The 18,128-nt window shown below is 65.3% G+C and carries 15 protein-coding genes and 1 pseudogene; 8 read left to right on the top strand and 8 right to left on the bottom strand.

Annotation, left to right across the window (positions count from 1 at the left end):
* Positions 1–28: 28 nt before the first annotated feature.
* A pseudogene (locus tag V473_RS01825) lies at positions 29–1,330 on the top strand (MFS transporter); the annotation flags it as partial.
* Positions 1,331–1,419: 89 nt separating this feature from the next.
* On the opposite strand, the gene V473_RS24330 reads toward V473_RS01825, so the two are convergent.
* Genes V473_RS24330 through V473_RS01815 form a run of 3 tightly spaced genes read right to left on the bottom strand, consistent with a single transcriptional unit; the run spans position 1,420 to position 6,090 of the window.
* Positions 1,420–2,409 (bottom strand): phospholipase C/P1 nuclease family protein, encoded by a 990-nt coding sequence (locus V473_RS24330; protein WP_244884326.1) that lies wholly within the window; start codon positions 2,407–2,409, stop codon positions 1,420–1,422.
* Positions 2,410–2,425: 16 nt separating this feature from the next.
* Positions 2,426–3,604 (bottom strand): YdcF family protein, encoded by a 1,179-nt coding sequence (locus tag V473_RS01820; protein WP_066599867.1) that lies wholly within the window; start codon positions 3,602–3,604, stop codon positions 2,426–2,428.
* The gene (locus V473_RS01815; RefSeq protein ID WP_066599866.1) at positions 3,604–6,090 is read right to left on the bottom strand and encodes a TonB-dependent receptor; all 2,487 of its coding nucleotides are present in this window, start codon (positions 6,088–6,090) and stop codon (positions 3,604–3,606) included. Before V473_RS01815 ends, V473_RS01820 begins: the two co-directional genes overlap by 1 nt.
* 134 nt (positions 6,091–6,224) lie before the next feature.
* On the opposite strand from V473_RS01815, the gene V473_RS01810 reads away from it, so the two are divergent.
* From V473_RS01810 to V473_RS23925, 3 genes are read left to right on the top strand one after another with little or no spacing between them, the layout of a single operon-like run.
* Positions 6,225–7,337 carry an ROK family transcriptional regulator gene (locus tag V473_RS01810; protein ID WP_066599864.1) on the top strand — a complete coding sequence of 371 codons (1,113 nt, stop codon included), beginning with the start codon at positions 6,225–6,227 and terminating at the stop codon, positions 7,335–7,337.
* A gap of 21 nt (positions 7,338–7,358) precedes the next feature.
* Positions 7,359–7,523 (top strand): hypothetical protein, encoded by a 165-nt coding sequence (locus tag V473_RS23930; protein WP_169793901.1) that lies wholly within the window; start codon positions 7,359–7,361, stop codon positions 7,521–7,523.
* Positions 7,520–7,669, top strand: a complete 150-nt coding sequence (locus V473_RS23925; RefSeq protein WP_169793900.1) for a hypothetical protein — start codon at positions 7,520–7,522, stop codon at positions 7,667–7,669. Before V473_RS23930 ends, V473_RS23925 begins: the two co-directional genes overlap by 4 nt.
* A 138-nt stretch (positions 7,670–7,807) precedes the next feature.
* Here V473_RS23925 and V473_RS01805 read toward each other — a convergent pair whose 3' ends face one another.
* Both V473_RS01805 and V473_RS01800 read right to left on the bottom strand, forming a co-directional pair.
* A complete protein-coding gene (locus V473_RS01805) occupies positions 7,808–8,281 on the bottom strand; it encodes a group I truncated hemoglobin (RefSeq protein ID WP_201785469.1) in 474 nt (157 codons plus the stop codon).
* 11 nt (positions 8,282–8,292) lie between these two features.
* The gene (locus V473_RS01800; protein WP_244884325.1) at positions 8,293–9,099 is read right to left on the bottom strand and encodes a DUF3034 family protein; all 807 of its coding nucleotides are present in this window, start codon (positions 9,097–9,099) and stop codon (positions 8,293–8,295) included.
* A 186-nt stretch (positions 9,100–9,285) separates the two neighbouring features.
* On the opposite strand from V473_RS01800, the gene V473_RS01795 reads away from it, so the two are divergent.
* Positions 9,286–9,900: a cupredoxin domain-containing protein gene (locus V473_RS01795; protein ID WP_066599860.1), complete on the top strand. Its 615-nt coding sequence runs from the start codon at positions 9,286–9,288 to the stop codon at positions 9,898–9,900.
* Positions 9,897–12,200 carry a putative bifunctional diguanylate cyclase/phosphodiesterase gene (locus tag V473_RS01790; protein ID WP_066599853.1) on the top strand — a complete coding sequence of 768 codons (2,304 nt, stop codon included), beginning with the start codon at positions 9,897–9,899 and terminating at the stop codon, positions 12,198–12,200. The genes V473_RS01795 and V473_RS01790 overlap by 4 nt, the downstream gene beginning before the upstream one ends.
* A 167-nt stretch (positions 12,201–12,367) precedes the next feature.
* Here V473_RS01790 and V473_RS01785 read toward each other — a convergent pair whose 3' ends face one another.
* Genes V473_RS01785 through V473_RS01775 form a run of 3 tightly spaced genes read right to left on the bottom strand, consistent with a single transcriptional unit; the run spans position 12,368 to position 16,145 of the window.
* Positions 12,368–14,392: a M3 family metallopeptidase gene (locus tag V473_RS01785; RefSeq protein WP_066599850.1), complete on the bottom strand. Its 2,025-nt coding sequence runs from the start codon at positions 14,390–14,392 to the stop codon at positions 12,368–12,370.
* Entirely contained in the window at positions 14,385–15,200 is an 816-nt protein-coding gene (locus V473_RS01780) for a transglutaminase-like domain-containing protein (RefSeq protein ID WP_066599846.1), read from the bottom strand. The genes V473_RS01785 and V473_RS01780 overlap by 8 nt, the downstream gene beginning before the upstream one ends.
* A 6-nt stretch (positions 15,201–15,206) precedes the next feature.
* A complete protein-coding gene (locus V473_RS01775; protein ID WP_066599843.1) occupies positions 15,207–16,145 on the bottom strand; it encodes a transglutaminase family protein in 939 nt (312 codons plus the stop codon).
* Between the two features lie 14 nt (positions 16,146–16,159).
* Between V473_RS01775 and V473_RS01770 the strand changes: the two genes are divergently transcribed.
* Together V473_RS01770 and V473_RS01765 are read left to right on the top strand one after the other, a co-directional pair.
* Positions 16,160–16,969, top strand: a complete 810-nt coding sequence (locus tag V473_RS01770) for an N-formylglutamate amidohydrolase (RefSeq protein WP_066599841.1) — start codon at positions 16,160–16,162, stop codon at positions 16,967–16,969.
* 131 nt (positions 16,970–17,100) lie between these two features.
* Positions 17,101–18,126 (top strand): extracellular catalytic domain type 1 short-chain-length polyhydroxyalkanoate depolymerase, encoded by a 1,026-nt coding sequence (locus V473_RS01765; RefSeq protein ID WP_148648303.1) that lies wholly within the window; start codon positions 17,101–17,103, stop codon positions 18,124–18,126.
* Positions 18,127–18,128 lie beyond the last annotated feature (2 nt).

Raw genomic sequence — 18,128 nt, 5'->3', positions numbered from 1 at the left:
AGAATGCCGCCCTAATGCCCGGCACGACATGCTGACCGTTCCCGGCACCAGTAAGTGGACAACGCATCGCCGACATGCACAGCGGTTGAACCACGCCGGCGAAGGTCGGTTGCTGGCCTATGCGTCCGGCAATTTCGGCAAGGCGCTCCTGTTTTCAGGCGCCGACCTCACCATCCTCTTTCTTCTGACCGACCTGCTGAACCTGTCGCCGGTGACGGCCGGTTCCCTGATGCTCGTCGCGCTGGCCGGGGACCTCGTCTTCGACCTGCTGGCGGCACAGTTGGTCATCCGCCTGCGCCGCTCCGGCAAAGGCTATCGCTGGATGATCGCGGCGGCCGCCCTGCCCTGCGGCGCGGCGTTCGCTTTGCTTTACGCCCTGCCAGCGATGGGCGTGCGGCAAATATGGGTATTTGCCGGCGCGTTGCTGGTGTTTCGCGGCGCCTATGCCGTGATCGACGTGCCGCACAATGCGTTGATGGCGCGCATGACGAGCGACAGCCGTGCGCGCGGGCGGGTTTCGGGATACCGGCTCCTCTTCAGCACGACGAGCGCCCTTACGATCGCCATCGTCCTGACGCCGCTGGTCCAGCAGGCGGGCGCCAGCCATGGCTTCGATCGCCTCGCCATCACCGGCCTGGTGGCAGCTGTTCTTTTCGTGCTGACCATGACGGCGAGCGCGACGACGTCCGGCGGCGGCGCGACGGCGCCGCCAGATCGCGACGGCATCGTAATTCCGCTGCGCGATCCCATGATCGTCGGTTTGGCCGTGCTGGCGGTCATCACCGGCTTCGCCGCGCCCACTTTCGGCCGGATGCTGCTCTATATCGGCACCTATGTCGTGCATCGTCCCGACCTGGTCCGCACGCTGATGCTGGCGCTGACCATGGGCCAGTTTCTGGGTGTGCTCGGCTGGACCGCGATGACGAACCGCTTCAGCAAGACGTCCCTGCTCGCCGCGGGTCATGCCGTCAGCGCGACGGGGCTGTTGCTCTTTGGCTTGTGCCTGCCCTGGCCCGAAGCGCTTATGGCCTGTGCGATGGTGATCGGCTTCGGTCTCGCCAGCGTTTTCATGCTTCCTTGGGGCCTGCTGGCCAATGCGGTGGACTTCGTGGCCTGGCGGCACGGCCGGCGGTTCGAGACGGGTCTGTTCGCCTTCTATCTCGTTGTCGTAAAGGCGAGCGGCGCCGCCTCCACCGCACTGATCGGCTGGACCTTGGGCTGGCTCGGCTATGTGCCCGACACAGAACAGACGGTCGCCGTCCGGGCGGGAATGTTGGGCCTGGGGCTAGGCATATCCATCCTCGGCTCCCTTGGCGCCATCCTGCTGATGCGCCGTTTCGACGCCGGCCACGCCACCCATGCCCGCCTGATCGCCGCGCTGGCGCACAGAAACAGAAGGGCGGGGCGGCCCCAAGTGGATCAGTCGGGCGCTGATCCGGTTTCTGGATTGAACCGGGGATTGGCGAAGTCAAGTGGCGACGGCGTCGCTTTGGACGGGGCGATCGCGCTTTCCGTCCAGGCCCGGCACAGCATGTCGCGCAGCATCGCCGCGCCCGCCGCCGTCCGCTCATAGATCATCCCGCGCACATCCTTGTCGGCATAATCGGCAAAGCCGTCGCGCTGCTCCAACTGATAGATGCGCTCCATTCTCTCGCCGGACTGGTCCAGAAAGGCCAGCACCGCGTCGAACATGTCGCCGCTGCGATGCGCCGGCGCGCCGATGCGGGGGGCGATATCCGCGACCGTCAGCGCCATGCCATCGACGAACCGGCTTTCGAAGCGGCCATGGATGCTGCGATCGGTCGTGTACCCGTGGGGGTTGGCGCCACGCCAGCCGTCGGAATTGACCGAATCGTGCAGGGGCTGCGCACCGTCGCCGATATAATGGCCCAGGCGAATGGCCTGGAAGGCGCAATGGGCTTCGGGCGTCGATGCGTCCCCCCCTTCCGCCTGCGCCTTGCGGACATAACGCATACACACGACCAGCCGGTCATAGGCTTCGATCGCCGCATAAGGCAGCGTGCCGGTCCAGCGGACGTTGGTCCGCGCGGCAGTTTGCGGATCGCTATTCTTGATCGCCTCATATTGCTTGTAGAGCGCGAGAATAAATTCGTACCGCGACCGCGGGATCGGCTTCACGAAACGGAACTGTTCCCGGAACCAGCCATGGTTGGGGTCTTCCTCCATCTTCGAGAAATTCTCCGAATCCCCGCGCCAACTGTCCGGCAGCGAGGCGGAGGCCGCGATATAGTCCACATGCCTGCGCAGGAAGATGGGGCCGTCATCGGGTATCGCCTCGATCGCGGCGCGGTCGATCACCGCATGGGCGGTCCCGCCCCAGGCATGGGCGCTGCCGGGAAGTAGCGCCCATGCGCTGACGGCGGCGAGGATGAAGGCTGGAATATGCATCGGCGTAGCTCCGGGTTCAGGGATCGAGCGGGTCGCGCGGATCGATCCGCGCAGATGCGCGGGACGGGCGGAACAGCAATTCGGTGGGGGACAGGCGGCGACCGATCTGGCCCGGCTGATAGCCCAATTCGTCCTGGTTGCGCTTGACGAACTGCACGCTTTCGATCGCGGCGCTCTGACCGGGGTTGCAGACGATCAATGCATCCTGGTCCAGCGGAGCGCCCATCGCCATCAGCAGGCGGCTGGCATTGCGCAAATTGGTCGTCGTGTGGCGGGCATAGGGTTCGATCAGGATCGCATCGGCCGGCACGCCATAGCGTTCGATCAGCGCGTCGCGCATCCGCTCCGCCTCCGCGAAGCGCGTCGCACGCGGATGGGCGCGGCCGCCAGTGACGATGAGGAAGGGCGCCTCGCCCTGCGCAAACCGGCTGGCGGCCAGGCGCAGATGATATTTGCCGAACGGACTGAGCGCCATGTCCACAACCTCCGGGCCAACGCCGGTGACGATCAGCGCCGAATAACGATGGCGACGCCAGTCGATCGTCCGCGCCCGCGCCATCGCGGCCGCATTGGCGCCGCCGGTCAGCGGTTCGAAACCGATCGCGTCGATACGGTCGCTGACGTCCAGCAGGGCCAGCGCATAGTCGATGCCAGGATCGAGCGCCTGCGCCGATTGCGCGCGCGGGGTGGCGGAAAGCCAGTCTGCGGCCTGCAACCGCGCCTGCCGCTCCTGCGGATCGATCATGCCCGCCCCGTCGATCTGAGGATAAGGCGGCACCTGGCCAAGCCCATAGGTGCGAACAACGACATTGACACCTTCCAACTCGCGTCGCGCCTGGGCCGACCGACCGTCATCGAACGCAGGAAGACCCGGAAGCGTCGCCGCGGCGCGGGCGATATGGTCGGCCTCTACGGCGGTCCAGATCAAGGCTTGCGCCCGACAGAGCGGGTCCTGGCCACAGGCCGCCCGGCGTGCCTGCCGGACTTCGAGCAGGGCGGGGATGCCGACGCTTCCCTTCAGCGCGCGGAGCGCCGCTGGATCGCGCGCCAATGCGTCGAGCAGCGGGAAGAGCCGTTGCGACAGGCTTTCGGTCACGCTGTCGCGCACCGCCCCGGCGCAAGCCGGGGCGGGCGTCAACGCAACAGTCGCCGCCGTGACGAACAGGGTCGCCATGCGTACCGCGCGGCCCGTCATCACCAGGACTTGCTGATGACGAAGCGGAAGTTGCGACCAAAGATCGGGCGGCCGTAAATGGCCTCCGCGCTGCCCTGGCCGCTCAGCGAGTCGGTACGGGTGTTGCCCTCGGTCAAGCCATGGGCGTTGAACAGATTGTCGCCCACGACCTGTATCTGCCAGCCGCCGTGGCGCGCCGTGATCCCCGCGCCGACCGTGCCATAGGCCGGCAGCGCCGTATTATTGTACAGATCGACGAAACGCTTGCCCATATAGGTGTACCGCCCATAGACCGAGATGTCCGTCTCACCCGACTTGAAGTCGAAGCTGGGGCGGATATTGCCATAGACCTTGGGCTGACGGACGATCTGATTGCCTTCGGCCTGTTCCGGGTCGGCGCCGGTCGCGCTCTGGAAATTCTTATATTTGGGATCGCTAATGGTCAGCGCGCCGTTGAGCGTGAACCAGGGCGTCACGGCCAGGCTGGCGTCGAACTCGACGCCCTTGACTTGCGCTTCGCCGATGAAGGGTATGTTCACATCGTTGCGGCCCGTGGTCGGGTCAAAGGCCAGAAAGGACGCATTCAAGGGATCGAAATTGGTATAGAAGCCAGTGACGTAGAGATAGGAGCGTCCCGATGCGAGCTTCAGCCCCGCTTCGAACTGGTCGGCGACGGTGGTGATGATGGTCGGGTTGATGCTCATCACCGTCTGCACGTTGGGCGGCGTTTCCAGATGCGAGGCACGGCCATAGACGCCGACATGGCGGCTGAAATCGTAATTCGCGCCGATCGTCCAGTTGGTGACCGTGGGCTTGCGCTTGGCGCTGACGATCGCGCCGGTAAAGGCGCGGGTCGTGTCGTCCGCCAGGGTCGTGGCGTCGCCCAGATTAGCGGCTTCGGTCAGCGCGGCCCAGCCCTTGTAGCTGTAGCGTTCGTGGCGGATGCCGGCGTCGATCCGCAGGCCCGACACGATTTCCCAGGTATCGTTGGCGTAGATAGCGACCATCTTCGCATCGCTGTCGCCCTGGCTTAGCGTAGCGGCATAGTTGAGCACGCCATTGTCGGTGACGCGGCCCAGTTCGGCGCCGGCCGCGCTATAGGCGACCAGGTCCAGCGTGCGGGGCTGACCGGCCACTTCGATCAGATAATTCTGATAGGTCGTGCGGCTGCTCTCGCCATAGAGGCTGGCATAGAGGCCAAGCTTGATGTCGTGGCTGCCGATGCCGGTGTCGAATTTCTTCGCGACCGAGAAATTGGCCTGACCCGAATAATATTTCGAATGGATGTCGCGATACTGGCCCTGCATGACCAGCCCAGACGCGGCGTCGGGGTCATAGGCGGTGGTGGCGCCGGCCAGCACATAGCCGAAATGATCGACCGCGCCGAAAGCCGTGGTGGCGCGGGCGAGGTAGCCGCTGGCGAATGTGTCGGCATCGGCCGGGTTGGTGGTCGAATAAAAGGCGGTGAAGTCAAGTTTGCCCTGAGTGTAGCCGGCCTTGGCGGATACCAGCCAGCCGTCGAAATCCGCGTCATATTGCGCGCCGATGTTGATCATCTGCATATGGCGGCCGTCGGACAGGTCGCTGGTGCCGCTCTGGATCACCCCCGCGCCATCACGATATTTGAGGTTCACGTTGCGCAGCGCAGGCGAGTTCATCGTGCCGTCGAAAAAGTCGATATAGCGGTTCAGCGAAACGCTGGGATCGCGCGGGTCCGCGGTCGGGATCGGCAGATAGAAGACATTGTGATCGTTGACATAGTTCAGGCTCAGCTTGATCGAGCCATTGTCCAGGTCATGTTTGATGTTCGCCCGGATCTGGCCGCCCTTGTCGTTGGGGAAGCCATTGTCGCGATAACCGTCATGCTGGCGGATGAAGCCGCCGATCGCATAATAGGTATTTTTGCCCAACGGTCCGGCCTGATAGGCATCCAGGCGGTAGAGGCCGGTGTCGCCCAAAGTGAGTTGCGCCTTGCCGCGGGCCACGTCGTTACCGGTCACGGTGATAGCGTTGATGATCGCGCCCGAATAGCTGGCATAGACCGGCGCCGGGCCGCCGCGCACGACTTCGACATGGTCCGTCATCAGATCCTGCTTCAGGATCGCATCGCCACGGAAGAAGACGCCATCATTTTCGTGGAACAACGGCAGGCCGTCCTGCTGGAAGCTCACGAAGCCGCCGTCATTGGGCAGGCCGCGGATGCGATAGATATTCTGCACTTCGCCGCCGGTGATCTCGGTCTGGAAACCGGGCAGCTGGCCGATAAGGTCGGCGAAGTTCACCGGCGCGATCTTCTCGATATCCTCGTTCGAGATGGTGTTGATCGCATAGGACACGTCGAAGCGGCGCTGGGCGCGGGTGGAACCAGTGACGATGATGTCGCTGGCCCCCTCGCCCGCTGCGGGCACCGGCGCGACGGGCGCTGCATCCTGGGCGATGACGGGGGTGGCGGCGGCGGAACAAAGCGCCGCAACGGCGGCGCCGGTCGCGAATATGGTCTTGATCATGGAAAGCCCCTCTGAGTTGGTCGAGCGCCCCCTGATCGATCAGTGTGACGTTTTTAATTATTGTTGTGAAAATAAATAAAAGCCGTTAGCGCGACCGCATTCCCGTTTCGGACCCATGCCAAAGGGCCAATCCGATGCATTTCCCGACACTCGACAAGGATCAGCGGCGCATCATCCAATGGCTGCGCAAGTCTGGTCCTCTGTCCCGTTCGGCGCTGGCGGGAACATTGGAAATCAGCGGCACGGCGCTGACGCGCCTGTCGCGCGACCTGCTGGCATTGGGCCTGGTCGAGGAAATGCCCGACGGCGAAACGCATGGCAGGGGGCGACCGGCCGTGCCGCTGCGCCTGTCGCCAAAGGGAGGATATGCGGTCGGCGCGACCGCACATAAGGGCATTCTCGACATTGCGCTGGTGGACTTCGCCGGGCGGACGATCACGACCCATCATGAGGCGATCGAACCGATCGAACCCGTCGCCTTCGCCCAGAAAGTGCGCCGCGTGATTCATGATCTCGTGGATCGCCACGACTTGCTGGGATGGCGCATGTTGGGGATCGGCATCGCCGTGCCCGGCCCCTCCCTTTCCCCGACCGGGGATCGCTGGAGCGTGGTCGATGTGCTGCCCAACTGGCGCGCCGCGCCTCTGCGCGAGATATTCTCCAATGAGTTCGGCTGGCCGCTCTGGATCGAAAATGACGCCAATGCGGCAGCGATTGCCGAATATTATCTGGGTGGGCTGATTCGCGATTTTGCGACCGTCGTCGTGCTGTTGCTGGGCTTTGGCATCGGCGCAGGGGTGATCGTCGACGGCAGGCTGGTCCGCGGTCAGTTCGGCGTGGCGGGGGAAATCGGTTGCCTCTTTCCCGGCGACCTCCCGCGCCCCAGCCCCCTCGACCTCCTGTCGACATTGCGCGCCAGCGGCTGCGACATTTCCTCGGTCGGGGAAATCGACCTTGCCGCGCCCTGGCAGGCATCGACCATAGAGGCGTGGCTGGACCGCGCCGCGCGGCAGCTTGAAACCGTCTGCAATACCGCTTTCGCCTGGCTAGACCCCGGCGCGATCGTGCTGGCGGGCACTTTGCCTCCGCCGATCCTGGCCGGTCTGGCCGATCGTCTGCATCGCGCCGATCTGGTGACGATATTGGACCGCCGCCGCCCGCCGATTCGGATATCAGGCCTGTGCGGTTCCCCGATCACGCTGGGCGCCGCGCTGCTGCCGATCCACGCGCTATCTGCGGAAATCTAGCCTAAGCCCATCAACCAGATATTGTGCGCCAATATTTTCATGGTCGTGGCCGAAGCCGTGCGCTTCGCCAAAGCCCATGGCGTCGATGCCACGCTCATTCCCGCCGCGCTCGCCGGCGGCCTCGGCGCGGCCGACAGCGCGGCCTATATGCGCCTGTTCGACCTGGACGGGGAGCGATCGGCATGACCCGCGCCGTCGTGGTGATGGGCGTGGCGGGCTGCGGCAAATCGATTTTGGCGCAAGCGCTGGCGCAGCACACGCAATTGGGATCGTCATTGGCGGCGCTCGCGTCGGCGTGGGTGACGCGCGACCCGACGATATTGCCGCCATAATCCTGGCGGAACTTGTTGCGGCCATATTGATGATAGGCGTCCCAGCGCCAGTTGTCGCTGATTTTGCCTTCCAGTGACAGCATCGCGCGATAGGTCTTGTTAAGCGGCGTCGCAATCGGACCGGTGCTCCTCGCGCGCCTATCGCCCCACGACATCATGGTGCATCGGCGCCAGTTTCGACAGGAAGCGGTTCTGGGCCTGGAAATCAATCTTCTCGGCACGCATCGCCTGTTGCAGCAATTCGACCAGCCGGTTCATATCCTTGCGCTGCACGCCCAGATCCTTGTGCGAGCTGGCCATGTCGCGGCCGCTATAGACGCAGCCGGCGTTGAGGATGTAGCAAAATTGTTCGACCAGCGTCCGTTTCAACCGGACCTTGTCATGACTGGTGAAAATCTCGCCGATAACCGGATCGGCATAGGCCAGCGTCACCATGCCATCGACCACGCGGTTGATGCCGTCCTGGCCATGAAAGGCCTTGACCATCGCATCCCCGGTGAAGGGCGTCGCGCCGGCATTGGCGTTGCTGGCGACATAGGGATCGACGGTCGCTTCGCCGGGCATGGCGTGGGGCGCCGCCTGAAGCAGGAGCAGGGAAAGGATGAGCGACATTGCAATAGTCCTTAAAAGGCGGTCTGGAGCGAGAGGAAGACGCCGCGCTGCCCCTTCACCGTCGCGATCGAGCCAAGATCGGCATAAGCGACCGTCGCGGTCAGGTTGCGGTTGAGCGACAAGGCGGCGAAGGCGTCGAACCAGTCATCCTCCCGCGCGATGCCCAGATTGTTCGGCTTGCTGCGAAACTCGCCGCCAATAGCCAGCCCGCGCGACAATTGCCAAGCGGCCGATCCTTCGAATTCCACGCCATAGTTGCCCTTCTTGTCGCCGCCAAAACCCAGCAGGCCCATCTGGTTCGCCTTGGTCAGGCGCGCCGTGGCGGACAGAAGGAGGGAGCGGGACAGGAACAGCCGGCTGACCGTGGCGTAATAATCCACGCCGTCATCATCGCGCGCGCCCAGCGCCCGCACGACGTCTCCCTGCCCGTTCTTCTTATATTGCACGCCCAGCGCGATCGCCGGCAATGCATCATAGATCAGGTCGCCCGCAACGCGCAGCTTGGCGCCGACGATATCCTGCGAAAAGGCATAATCCTTGCCCAGGCCCAACGCCGCGCCAATCTCGTTCGTGTTGAAATCCTGGCGGGTGTAGCTCAACTCCAGCCGGTCGCGGATGCCGATGGCGACGCCAGCGCTCTGATAATCATAATCCTTCACCTCGACGATCGTGCCATGGGCGGACAGGCCAAAGCCCTCGTCCGTCTCATTGCCCGCGATCACCGCCCAGGGAGTCAGGCCGCCACCGGCAGCGCCTTCCAATGAGCTGATGCCGTTGGTCAGCAGCAATTTGCCGCCGTTACGGAGCGGTTTGGCCATGGCTTGCTCCATGGGCAGAGCAACAGTCAGGGCGGCGAGCGCTATAAAGGAAAATCGGATCATGCCATTTTGATAGCGACCTATGGTTAATATTCGCTTCGCCGATCAGGGCGGACGTTGTCCGCGAAAAGTCGGTCCGGTTCGCACTAAACATTTCTTCAACCTTAGGAATTAGGGACAGGCGCCATGGATTGTCTGCGCCTTGTCCCTCTCGCCCTGACCTGCTTGGCCGCGCCTGCGCAGGCGGGCGATCTCAACCTCAAGCTGGTCGATACGGCGGGGCGCCCGGTCGGCGACGCCGTCGTCACGGTGCGCCCCGCGGGCGGCATCCCGCCCGGCCCGATTCGCTTTTCCTGGCCCACCACCATGGTTCAGCAGAATATCGCCTTCGCCCCGCATGTGCTGGTGGTTCCGGTCGGGACGACGGTGCGCTTCCCCAACAAGGACAAGGTGCGTCATCACGTCTATTCCTTCTCGAAACCGGCCAAATTCGAGATCAAGCTGTTCGGCCAGGACGAAACGCGCAGCTACACCTTCACCTCGACCGGCGCCGTCGCGCTGGGGTGCAACATCCACGACCAGATGAGCGGCTTCATCAAGGTCGTCGACACCCCCTTCGCGATCAAGAGCGATGCGGCCGGCACGGCGCGCCTGGTTGGTATGGCGACCGGCACAGCGCAGGTGACGATCTGGCATCCGCTGCTCAAGGCGAAGGACAATGAAATCGTCGTCAACATCCCCATTCCAGGCAGCGGGGCAGCCAGCAAGACCGTTCCACTGACATTGCGTAGCGGCCGATGATCCGCGCCGCAGCTTTCAAACGGCTCTGGCGGCGCACCGTCTGGCGTTTCCAGTCAACGCTGACATTCCGCATGACGCTCTTCTACGGGGCGCTGTTCGTCGCGGTGTCGATGCTGTCGCTGTTCGGCACCCGCAAGGCGATCGAATCCTATGCCGAAAGCCAGATCCGCCGCGAAATGACGGTCGGCAGCGCCCTGTTCGACCGGATCGCCGCGATGCAGTTTCATCAGTTGGCGCAGGCCGGCAATGTGCTGGCCAGCGACTTCGGCTTTCGAGAAGCGGTCGGCACCAGCGACGCGGCGACCATCGCCTCGGCGCTGCAGAGCCTGCAGGGGCGGTTCAAGATCGACGACGCCATGTTCGTGGGCATCGACGGCGCCGTCGCGGGCGGCGCCGTCGGCCTTTCGGCGGAAGACCAGACCCAGTTGTTCGACGCGCTGGATGCCGGCCGGGAACGGGGCATCGTGCGATGGAGGGGGCAAAGCCATATGGTCGCCGCCGCGCCGGTGCGCGCGCCGATGCTGATGGGCTGGGTCGTGTTCGCGCGCAATATGGGACAGGCGGACCTCCAGCAACTCGCCAAGCTCTCCTCGATCGACCTGCATCCGCAACTCGTGCCGCCGACCCACGCCGCGGGACGCGGCGCCGAGGTTCGGGAGGTCGATCGCGACGGCGAACGCATCCTCAGCTGGGCGCGTCCGGTGCCCGCGCTGGTGGAGGCTGCGCCGCAACGGCTGGTGCTGGAATATAGCCTGACCCGCGCGCTGCAAGGCTATGCGCCCATATTGTGGGCCTTGTTCGGCTTCGGCGCGCTCGGCCTGCTGCTGGCGATCGCCGGCGCCTTTGCGGCATCGCGCCGGCTGGCGCGGCCGATCATCGCTCTGGAGGCCGCCGCCCGCCAAGTCAGCGCGGGCGAACATGCGCAGGTGGAAGTGGAAACCCGCGATGAGATCGGCCGACTGGCGCGCAGCTTCAACCGCATGGTCACCGCGGTTGAGGAGCGCGAGCGCCAGATTGCGCATATGGCCTTCCATGATTCGCTCACCGGCCTTGCCAATCGCACATTGCTGCGCGAACAGATCGCGCTGGCGCTCCAGCGCCATGGCGGCGCGGACTTCGCGCTCTTCTGCCTCGACCTCGACAATTTCAAGTCGGTCAACGACACGTTGGGCCATCCGACCGGCGACGCGCTGCTGTGCGAAGTCGCCACGCGCCTCGCCGAAACCTGCCCCCAGGGCTTCGTCGCCCGGCTGGGTGGCGACGAATTCGCCGTCATCGTGCAGGACGGCAGCGGTGCCGCCGACCAGACCGGCCGCGCGATCGTCCAGGCGCTCACCCGCCCCTTCACCGTCAATGGCCATCGCATCGTCACCGGCGGCAGCGTCGGCATCGCGCTGGCGCCGCAGGACGGGCAGGATGCGACCTCGCTGCTCAAAAATGCCGACCTTGCCCTCTATCGCGCCAAACATGACGGCAAGGGCAGCCATCGCTTCTTCGAAAACGCCATGGACGCCGAAGCGCAGGCGCGCCGCGCCATGGAAGTCGATCTGCACGATGCGCTGCGCAACGGCGAGCTGGAGCTGCATTTCCAGCCGCTGTTCGGACTGTCGCAGAACTGCGTGACCGCGTTCGAGGCGCTGATGCGCTGGAACCATCCGGTGCGCGGCCTGGTGTCGCCGATCGACTTCATCCCGCTGGCCGAAGAAACCGGCCTCATCATCCCAATCGGCGAATGGGCGCTGCACGAAGCCTGCCGCATCGCCACGACCTGGGGCGACGACATCCGCGTCGCGGTGAACGTCTCCCCGGTCCAGTTCCGCAGCTCGACGCTCAACAGCATCGTGTTGCAGGCGCTGGCGCGATCCGGGCTTGAGCCGCAGCGGCTGGAACTGGAGATCACCGAAAGCCTGTTCATCGACAATGTGGAGGCGACCCTGGCCTCACTCCACTCGCTCAAAGTTCTGGGCGTGCGTGTCGCGCTCGATGATTTCGGCACCGGCTATTCCTCGCTCAGCTATCTGCGCAGCTTTCCCTTCGACAAGCTCAAGATCGATCGCAGCTTCATCGTCGACCTGCTCGCCAACAAGGGCGCCACCGCCATCATCCGCGCCATCACGACGTTGGCGGACGCGCTGGGCATCGAAACGACGGCTGAGGGTGTTGAAAGCAGCGAGCAGCTCGACATATTGCGATCCGAAGGCTGCAACCAGATCCAGGGCTATCTTTTCAGCCGGCCGATCCCGGCGAGCGAAGTGCCCGCCCTGCTGGTAAAGCTGTCGGGCAATCGCATGGCGGCCTAAGCCGCCCAGCCTGCATCCAGTCGCATGACCAGCCGGGGGCCGCCCGCGCGCGCGAAGCAGATGTGCGAAGCTATCATGCGGCGGGCGCCAGGGGCGTGATTCTGAAACCCTTCAACCCGCTGACCTTGGCGGGCAATGTCCGAACGCTGATCGACCGAGCCGCGGCGTCAGGCACCGACCAGATGCCGGGCGCGCATCAGGGCGCTGGCCTCGGGCGCGCGGCCCAGAAACGCCCTGAACGAGTCCATCGGATCGCGGCTGTCGCCCGCCGCCAATATCTCGGCACGGAAACGAGCGGCGAGCACGGGATCGAAAATATCGCCCGCCGCCAGAAACGCCTCGAACGCATCGGCATCCAGCGTCTCCGACCAGGCATAGCTGTAATAGGCACTGGCATAGCCGCCATCGAAGATGTGGGTGAAATAGGGAAAGCGATGCCGCAGCCCGATTTCGGGCGGCATACCCAGCCGCTCAAGCTCCGCCGCGACGAAGCTGCGCGGATCGATGGCCGCGCCCTCCGACTGGTGCATGGCCAGGTCGACCAGCGCGCAGCTTATCAACTCCACCGTGGCGAAACCCTGGCCATAGGCTTCGGCCTTGCGGATCGCGTCGATCAGCGCGTCGGGCACGCCGAAACCCGACAGCACATCGCGGCTGACGATCCAGTTTTCCATGAACTTGCTGGGAAATTCCACGAAATCGCGCGCGACCGCCGTGCCCGACTGGCTGGGATAGGTGACGCGCGACAGCAGGCCGTGGAGCGCATGGCCGAACTCGTGGAACAGCGTGCGCGCCTCGTCAATGGACAGGCGCGTGGCGGCGGCGTCGGGTGGCGGCGCGGCGGCGAAATTGGCGACCAGATAGACGACCGGGCGCACGTCGCCGTCCATCGACTCCTGCACGCGCAGGCTGCCCATCCAGGCGCCGCCATGTTTTTCGGGCCGCGCCAGATAGTCGGTGAAGAGCAGGCCGACCGGCGCGCCGGCCGCGTCGCCCACTTCCCAGGCCCAGACATCAGGATGATAGCCGGCAATGTCGGCCCGGCGGGTGAAGGTCAGGCCATAAAGGCGCGCGGCGCTGTCGAACGCCGCCTGCCGCACCGCGTCCAGCCGCAGATGTTCGGCCACCGCCGCGCCGTCCAGTGCATAGCGGTCGCGGCGCACCTGTTCGGCGTAGAAACGCCAGTCCCAGGGCGCGAGCGCAAAGCCGCCGCCGTCCGCGTCGATCAACGCCTGCAATTCGGCCGCTTCCTCGGCGGCGCGACGCTTGCCCGGTTCCCATAGCTGGGCCAGCAGGTCGGCGGCGGCATCGGGATCATGCGCCATACTGTCTTCCAGCGCATAATGGGCATGGTCGACATAGCCCAGCAACGCCGCCCGCTCCTGCCGCAGCGCCAGCGTCTCCGCGATCACCGGCCAATTATCATGCGCCCCGCCGTCGCACCGATCGGTAAAGGCGCGCCACAGCGCCTCACGCAGGTCGCGCCGCGCCGAAAAGGTCAGGAAACTCTCATAATCTGTGCGATCGAGCGTCACATGATAGCGCCCCGCCTGCCCCTTGGCGGCCGCGCGCCCAGCAGCGGCATCGCACAAGGCGGCGGGCAATCCCGCCAGATCATCGGGGCCAATGTCCAGCACCCAGCCGGCGGTCGCCGCCAGCACATTATGGCCGAACGCCACCGCAAGCGCCGACAGCCGCGCGTCGATCGCGGCGAACCGCGCCTTCTGCGCCGGCGCCAGTTCCGCCCCGCCGCGCCGGAAGCTGGCATAGCTGCTTTCCACCAGCCTTATCTGTTCGGGCGTCAAGCCTGCATCGTGCCGCGCGGCATGAACTGCGGCGACTTTCGCGGCGAGCGCCCCGTCATGGCTGATCGCGGCGCCATGCGCGCTCAGCATTGCCGACACCTGCCCCTCGATCGCACGGATGCCGGGCGTCCCCTGCGCCGACGATAGCGTCCAGAACAGCCGGCGCACCCGCGCCAGCGGCGCGCCCGACCGCTCCAGCGCGGCGATCACGGTGTCGAACGTCGCAGGGGCGGCCTCCCCCGCGATCGTCGCAATTTCTTCCCGATGCCAAGCCATGGCCACCGCGAACGCGGGCAGGAAATCTTCATCCCGCACCTTGTCGAAGGGCGGCGCGCCCAGCGGGCCGTTCCAGGGTTGCAGCAAGGCGTTGGCATGGGGGTCAGTCAATGGATTGGACCTCGTCGGTGTGCACTTCGAACCGCACCAGATTCGCCGGACCAAAGGCGGTGGTCAAGGCGACATCGGTCGCGTCGCGTCCACGCGCCATCAGGATGCGACCGATCCGCGGCCTGTTGTGGCGCGCATCATGGGTGTACCACTCGCCGTCGATATAGACGTCGAACCAGGCGCTGAAATCCATCGGCGCATCCACCGGCGGGATTCCGATATCGCCCAGATAGCCGGTGCAGTAGCGCGCCGGGATATTCATGCAACGGCATAGCGTGACGGCCAGATGGGCGAAGTCGCGGCACACGCCCTGCCGCTCCTGATAGGCGTTCCAAGCCGTCTTGTCCGGCCGCGCATGATGATAGCCGAACTCGATATGATTGTGGACGAAGCTGACGATCGCATCGACCCGCGCCCGCGCCGTGCCATAATGCGCGAAATTGGCCCAGGCGACCGCCATCATCCGGTCCGTTTCGCAATAGCGGCTGCCCAGCAGGAAGGGCATCACCGCATCGGGCAGATCCTCGACCGCCATTTGCGGGCCGTCGGGCGCCTGCGCGTCGGGCATACCGTCATCCTCGATCACGAAGTCGCAGGACAAGGTGACCCCGCCAGCCGGGATGGTCAGCCGGGTCGCGACATTCCCGAACCCGTCCTCGAAATGATAGAGCGGGATGTCCGGGTCCGCCATCAACCGCTGGGGCGTGCGCAAATCCTGATGGCGCGAGGGATGCAGGCTCAGCATCGCCATCATCGCGGTCCTGGTGTCGGTTTCGAATCTTATGTCATATCCGCAGCGGATCAGCATCGAAGGTCACTTTCCTGCAGCGCCGATGGCTCGGCTGTTGATGGCCCCATGATCGGACGGGGGAAATTTCAGGGGATCGGCGCGCCGCACGTCTACGGTCACGTCCATCCCCAGGAAGCTGGCGGGCAGGCCGAACCAGGTGCCCGACATAGGCAACGCCTGATAAGGGTCGCGCGCGATGGCGACGCGGATCAGCCCGCGATTGCCGATAATGCCGTTGGTGGGGTCGAACTCGACCCAGCCCGATCCAGGCAGGAAGATGCGCACCCAGGCATGGGTGTTGCCACCGCCCACCACATCTTCGGACCGCGACGGATTATAGACATAGCCTGAAACGAACCGCGCGGCAAAACCCAGCGCCCGCACCGCCTCGATCATCAGCACGGCGAAATCGCGGCAGGTGCCCTGGCGCTTGCGCAATGTCTCGATCGGCGACTGGGTGCCCTTTTCGTGGCGCGGGACATAGGTGAAATCGCGCTGGATGCCGGTCGCCATCCGGGTCAGCAGGTCGACCGTGCCGGTATCGCCATGATTGCTGACGAAGGCGCGCGCCCAATTGTCCACGATCCGTTCGGGGTCATGATATTGCCGCTCGATCGACCGCAGCAGATCGGGCATGTCCTCCGACGAGTAAGTGAAGGGGAACAGCCCGGCATAGGGTTCCACATCCACCTGGCGCTGCGCCAGCGGCGCATGTTCCAGCGTCGCTTCGCTCGTCACAATCAGATGCGACGCCCGCCGCTGGAACGAAGCGATCGCCACCGAATTGCCGAACACATCATGCAACCAGCGTAATTCACTGGGTTCGGGATCGATGTCGAGCCGGGCGGACAGCAACCGCTGGTCAAACGCCTCGCGCGGGCGCATCATGATGCGATGTTCACCCAGCGACACCGGCTGCTGATAGCGATAGCTGGTCACATGATGGATCGTCAGCAGCGGCATGGAGGGCAATCCTGATGGCCGGGCGCACGGCGGATGGGCTGTTGGGGGCGGACGATCCGGCGCCGGTCGGACTGTTCAACGCGGCAGGAGCTTCGCCGTTCCTGCTGATCGGCGACCATGCCGGGTTGGCGGTGCCGGCCGCGCTTGGCGACCTTGGCCTTGCCGCCCCGGATCGCGGCCGCCATATCGCCATCGACATCGGCGTCCATGGCCTGGGCCATGCCCTCGCCACGCTGCTCGACGCGCCATTCCTGCATCAAATCTATTCGCGCCTCGTCATCGACTGCAACCGCGACCCGGACCAGGCGGAGGCTATCCCGGCCTTGTCGGACGGCAGCCGGATCGGCGGCAATGAGGGGCTGGACGCTACCGCCCGCGCCGCCCGCATCGCCGCGATCCACGCCCCCTATCAGGCCGCGATCGCCGCCACGATCGCCGCGCGTCAGGCCGCCGGGCGCGACACCATCCTGTTGTCGCTGCACAGCTTCACCCCGGTCATGGACGGTATCACCCGCCCCTGGGACGTCGGTGTGCTGCACTGGCTGGGCCGCACCGATTTCGCCCAGGCGATGCTGGATGCGCTGCGCGCCGACGCGGCCCTCACCGTCGGCGACAACCAGCCCTATCGGATGGACGCCACCGACCACACTGTCCCCCGCCACGCCTTCCCCCACCCGCTTCCCTATGCCGAAATAGAGGTGCGCCAGGATCTGATCGGCGACATTGTGGGCCAGCATCTCTGGGCGCAACGGCTGGCGCAGGCCGCGCAAAGCGCCGCCGCCCGGATAGGCTATGGATCAAATGTCGCTGCGAAGGGATTATAGCAGCGCACGGACCGGCACAGCCGACGGCGCCATCCACCCATATAGCAGCAAGAGGGAGCATATAGAGCGATGCCCAATCCCAGGTCATGGCGACGGCCCGTCGACCGGCATCGTCCGGTTGCGGCGCGCCTATGAAAAATCCCTTCCCGACCGTGCTCAAGGCCGCCCGCATGGCGCGCAAGGGCCGTCCGCTGTCCGCCGCCCTGTTGTGGCAGCGCGCGCTGATGCCCGCCATCCCCAAGCCGCCGCGCGCGCCCAAACGCAAAAGTCCCGCCAAGAAGGCCGATCGCGTCGAACGGCCCGCCCCCGGCAGCTTCATCGAAGGCGACTATAGCTGCGCGCAGGGATCGCTGCGCTACCGGCTCTACACGCCGGTCGGCTCCGCGCGCCGCCGCCTGCCGCTGATCGTCATGCTGCACGGCTGCACCCAGTCGGCCGCCGACTTCGCGACCGGCACGGCGATGAACCGGCTGGCCGACGAACTGGGATTTCTCGTTCTCTATCCCGAACAATCGCCGCGCGCCAATCCCAACCGCTGCTGGAACTGGCATAGCCCTTCGCATCAAAAGCGCGGCAGCGGCGAGGCCGCCGTGATCGCCAGCATGACCCGCCATATCCTCGACCTGTGCAAGGGCCATGAGGGCCGCGTCTATATTGCGGGCATATCGGCCGGCGGAGCGGCGGCCGCGATCGTCGCCGCAGCCTATCCGCAGCTTTACGTCGCGGTCGGCGTCCATTCGGGCGTGCCGATGGGCACGATCGGCTCGGTCGGCGAAGCGCTGGCGGCGATGCGTGGAAAGGCGGCCGCGCCTGTCGGCAAAACCAGGCCGCCCTTGCCCATGATCCTGTTCCACGGCGACAGCGACCGGGTGGTCCACCCGTCCAATGCCGCCGGTTTCGTCAGTCAATTGCAGCGATCGAGCGCGCGTGCGCTCAGCGTCCAGTCGGAAGCGGGCGTCGCGCCCGGCGGACGGGCCTTCACCCGCACCCTCTACCGCTATGGGCGCGGGCCGATCATGCTGGAGGAATGGACAGTGCATGGCAGCGGCCATGCCTGGTCGGGCGGCCAACCCGGCGGCAGCCACACCGATCCCAAAGGCCCCGACGCTTCGCGCGCGATGGCGATCTTCTTCCTCGCGCGTCGACGCGCCGGATAAGC

The organism is Sphingobium cupriresistens LL01 (assembly GCF_001046645.1).
GTDB classification, from domain to species: domain Bacteria; phylum Pseudomonadota; class Alphaproteobacteria; order Sphingomonadales; family Sphingomonadaceae; genus Sphingobium; species Sphingobium cupriresistens.
Note: the sequence above shows the minus strand (reverse complement) of the source record. Positions and strands in the feature narration are given on the sequence as shown.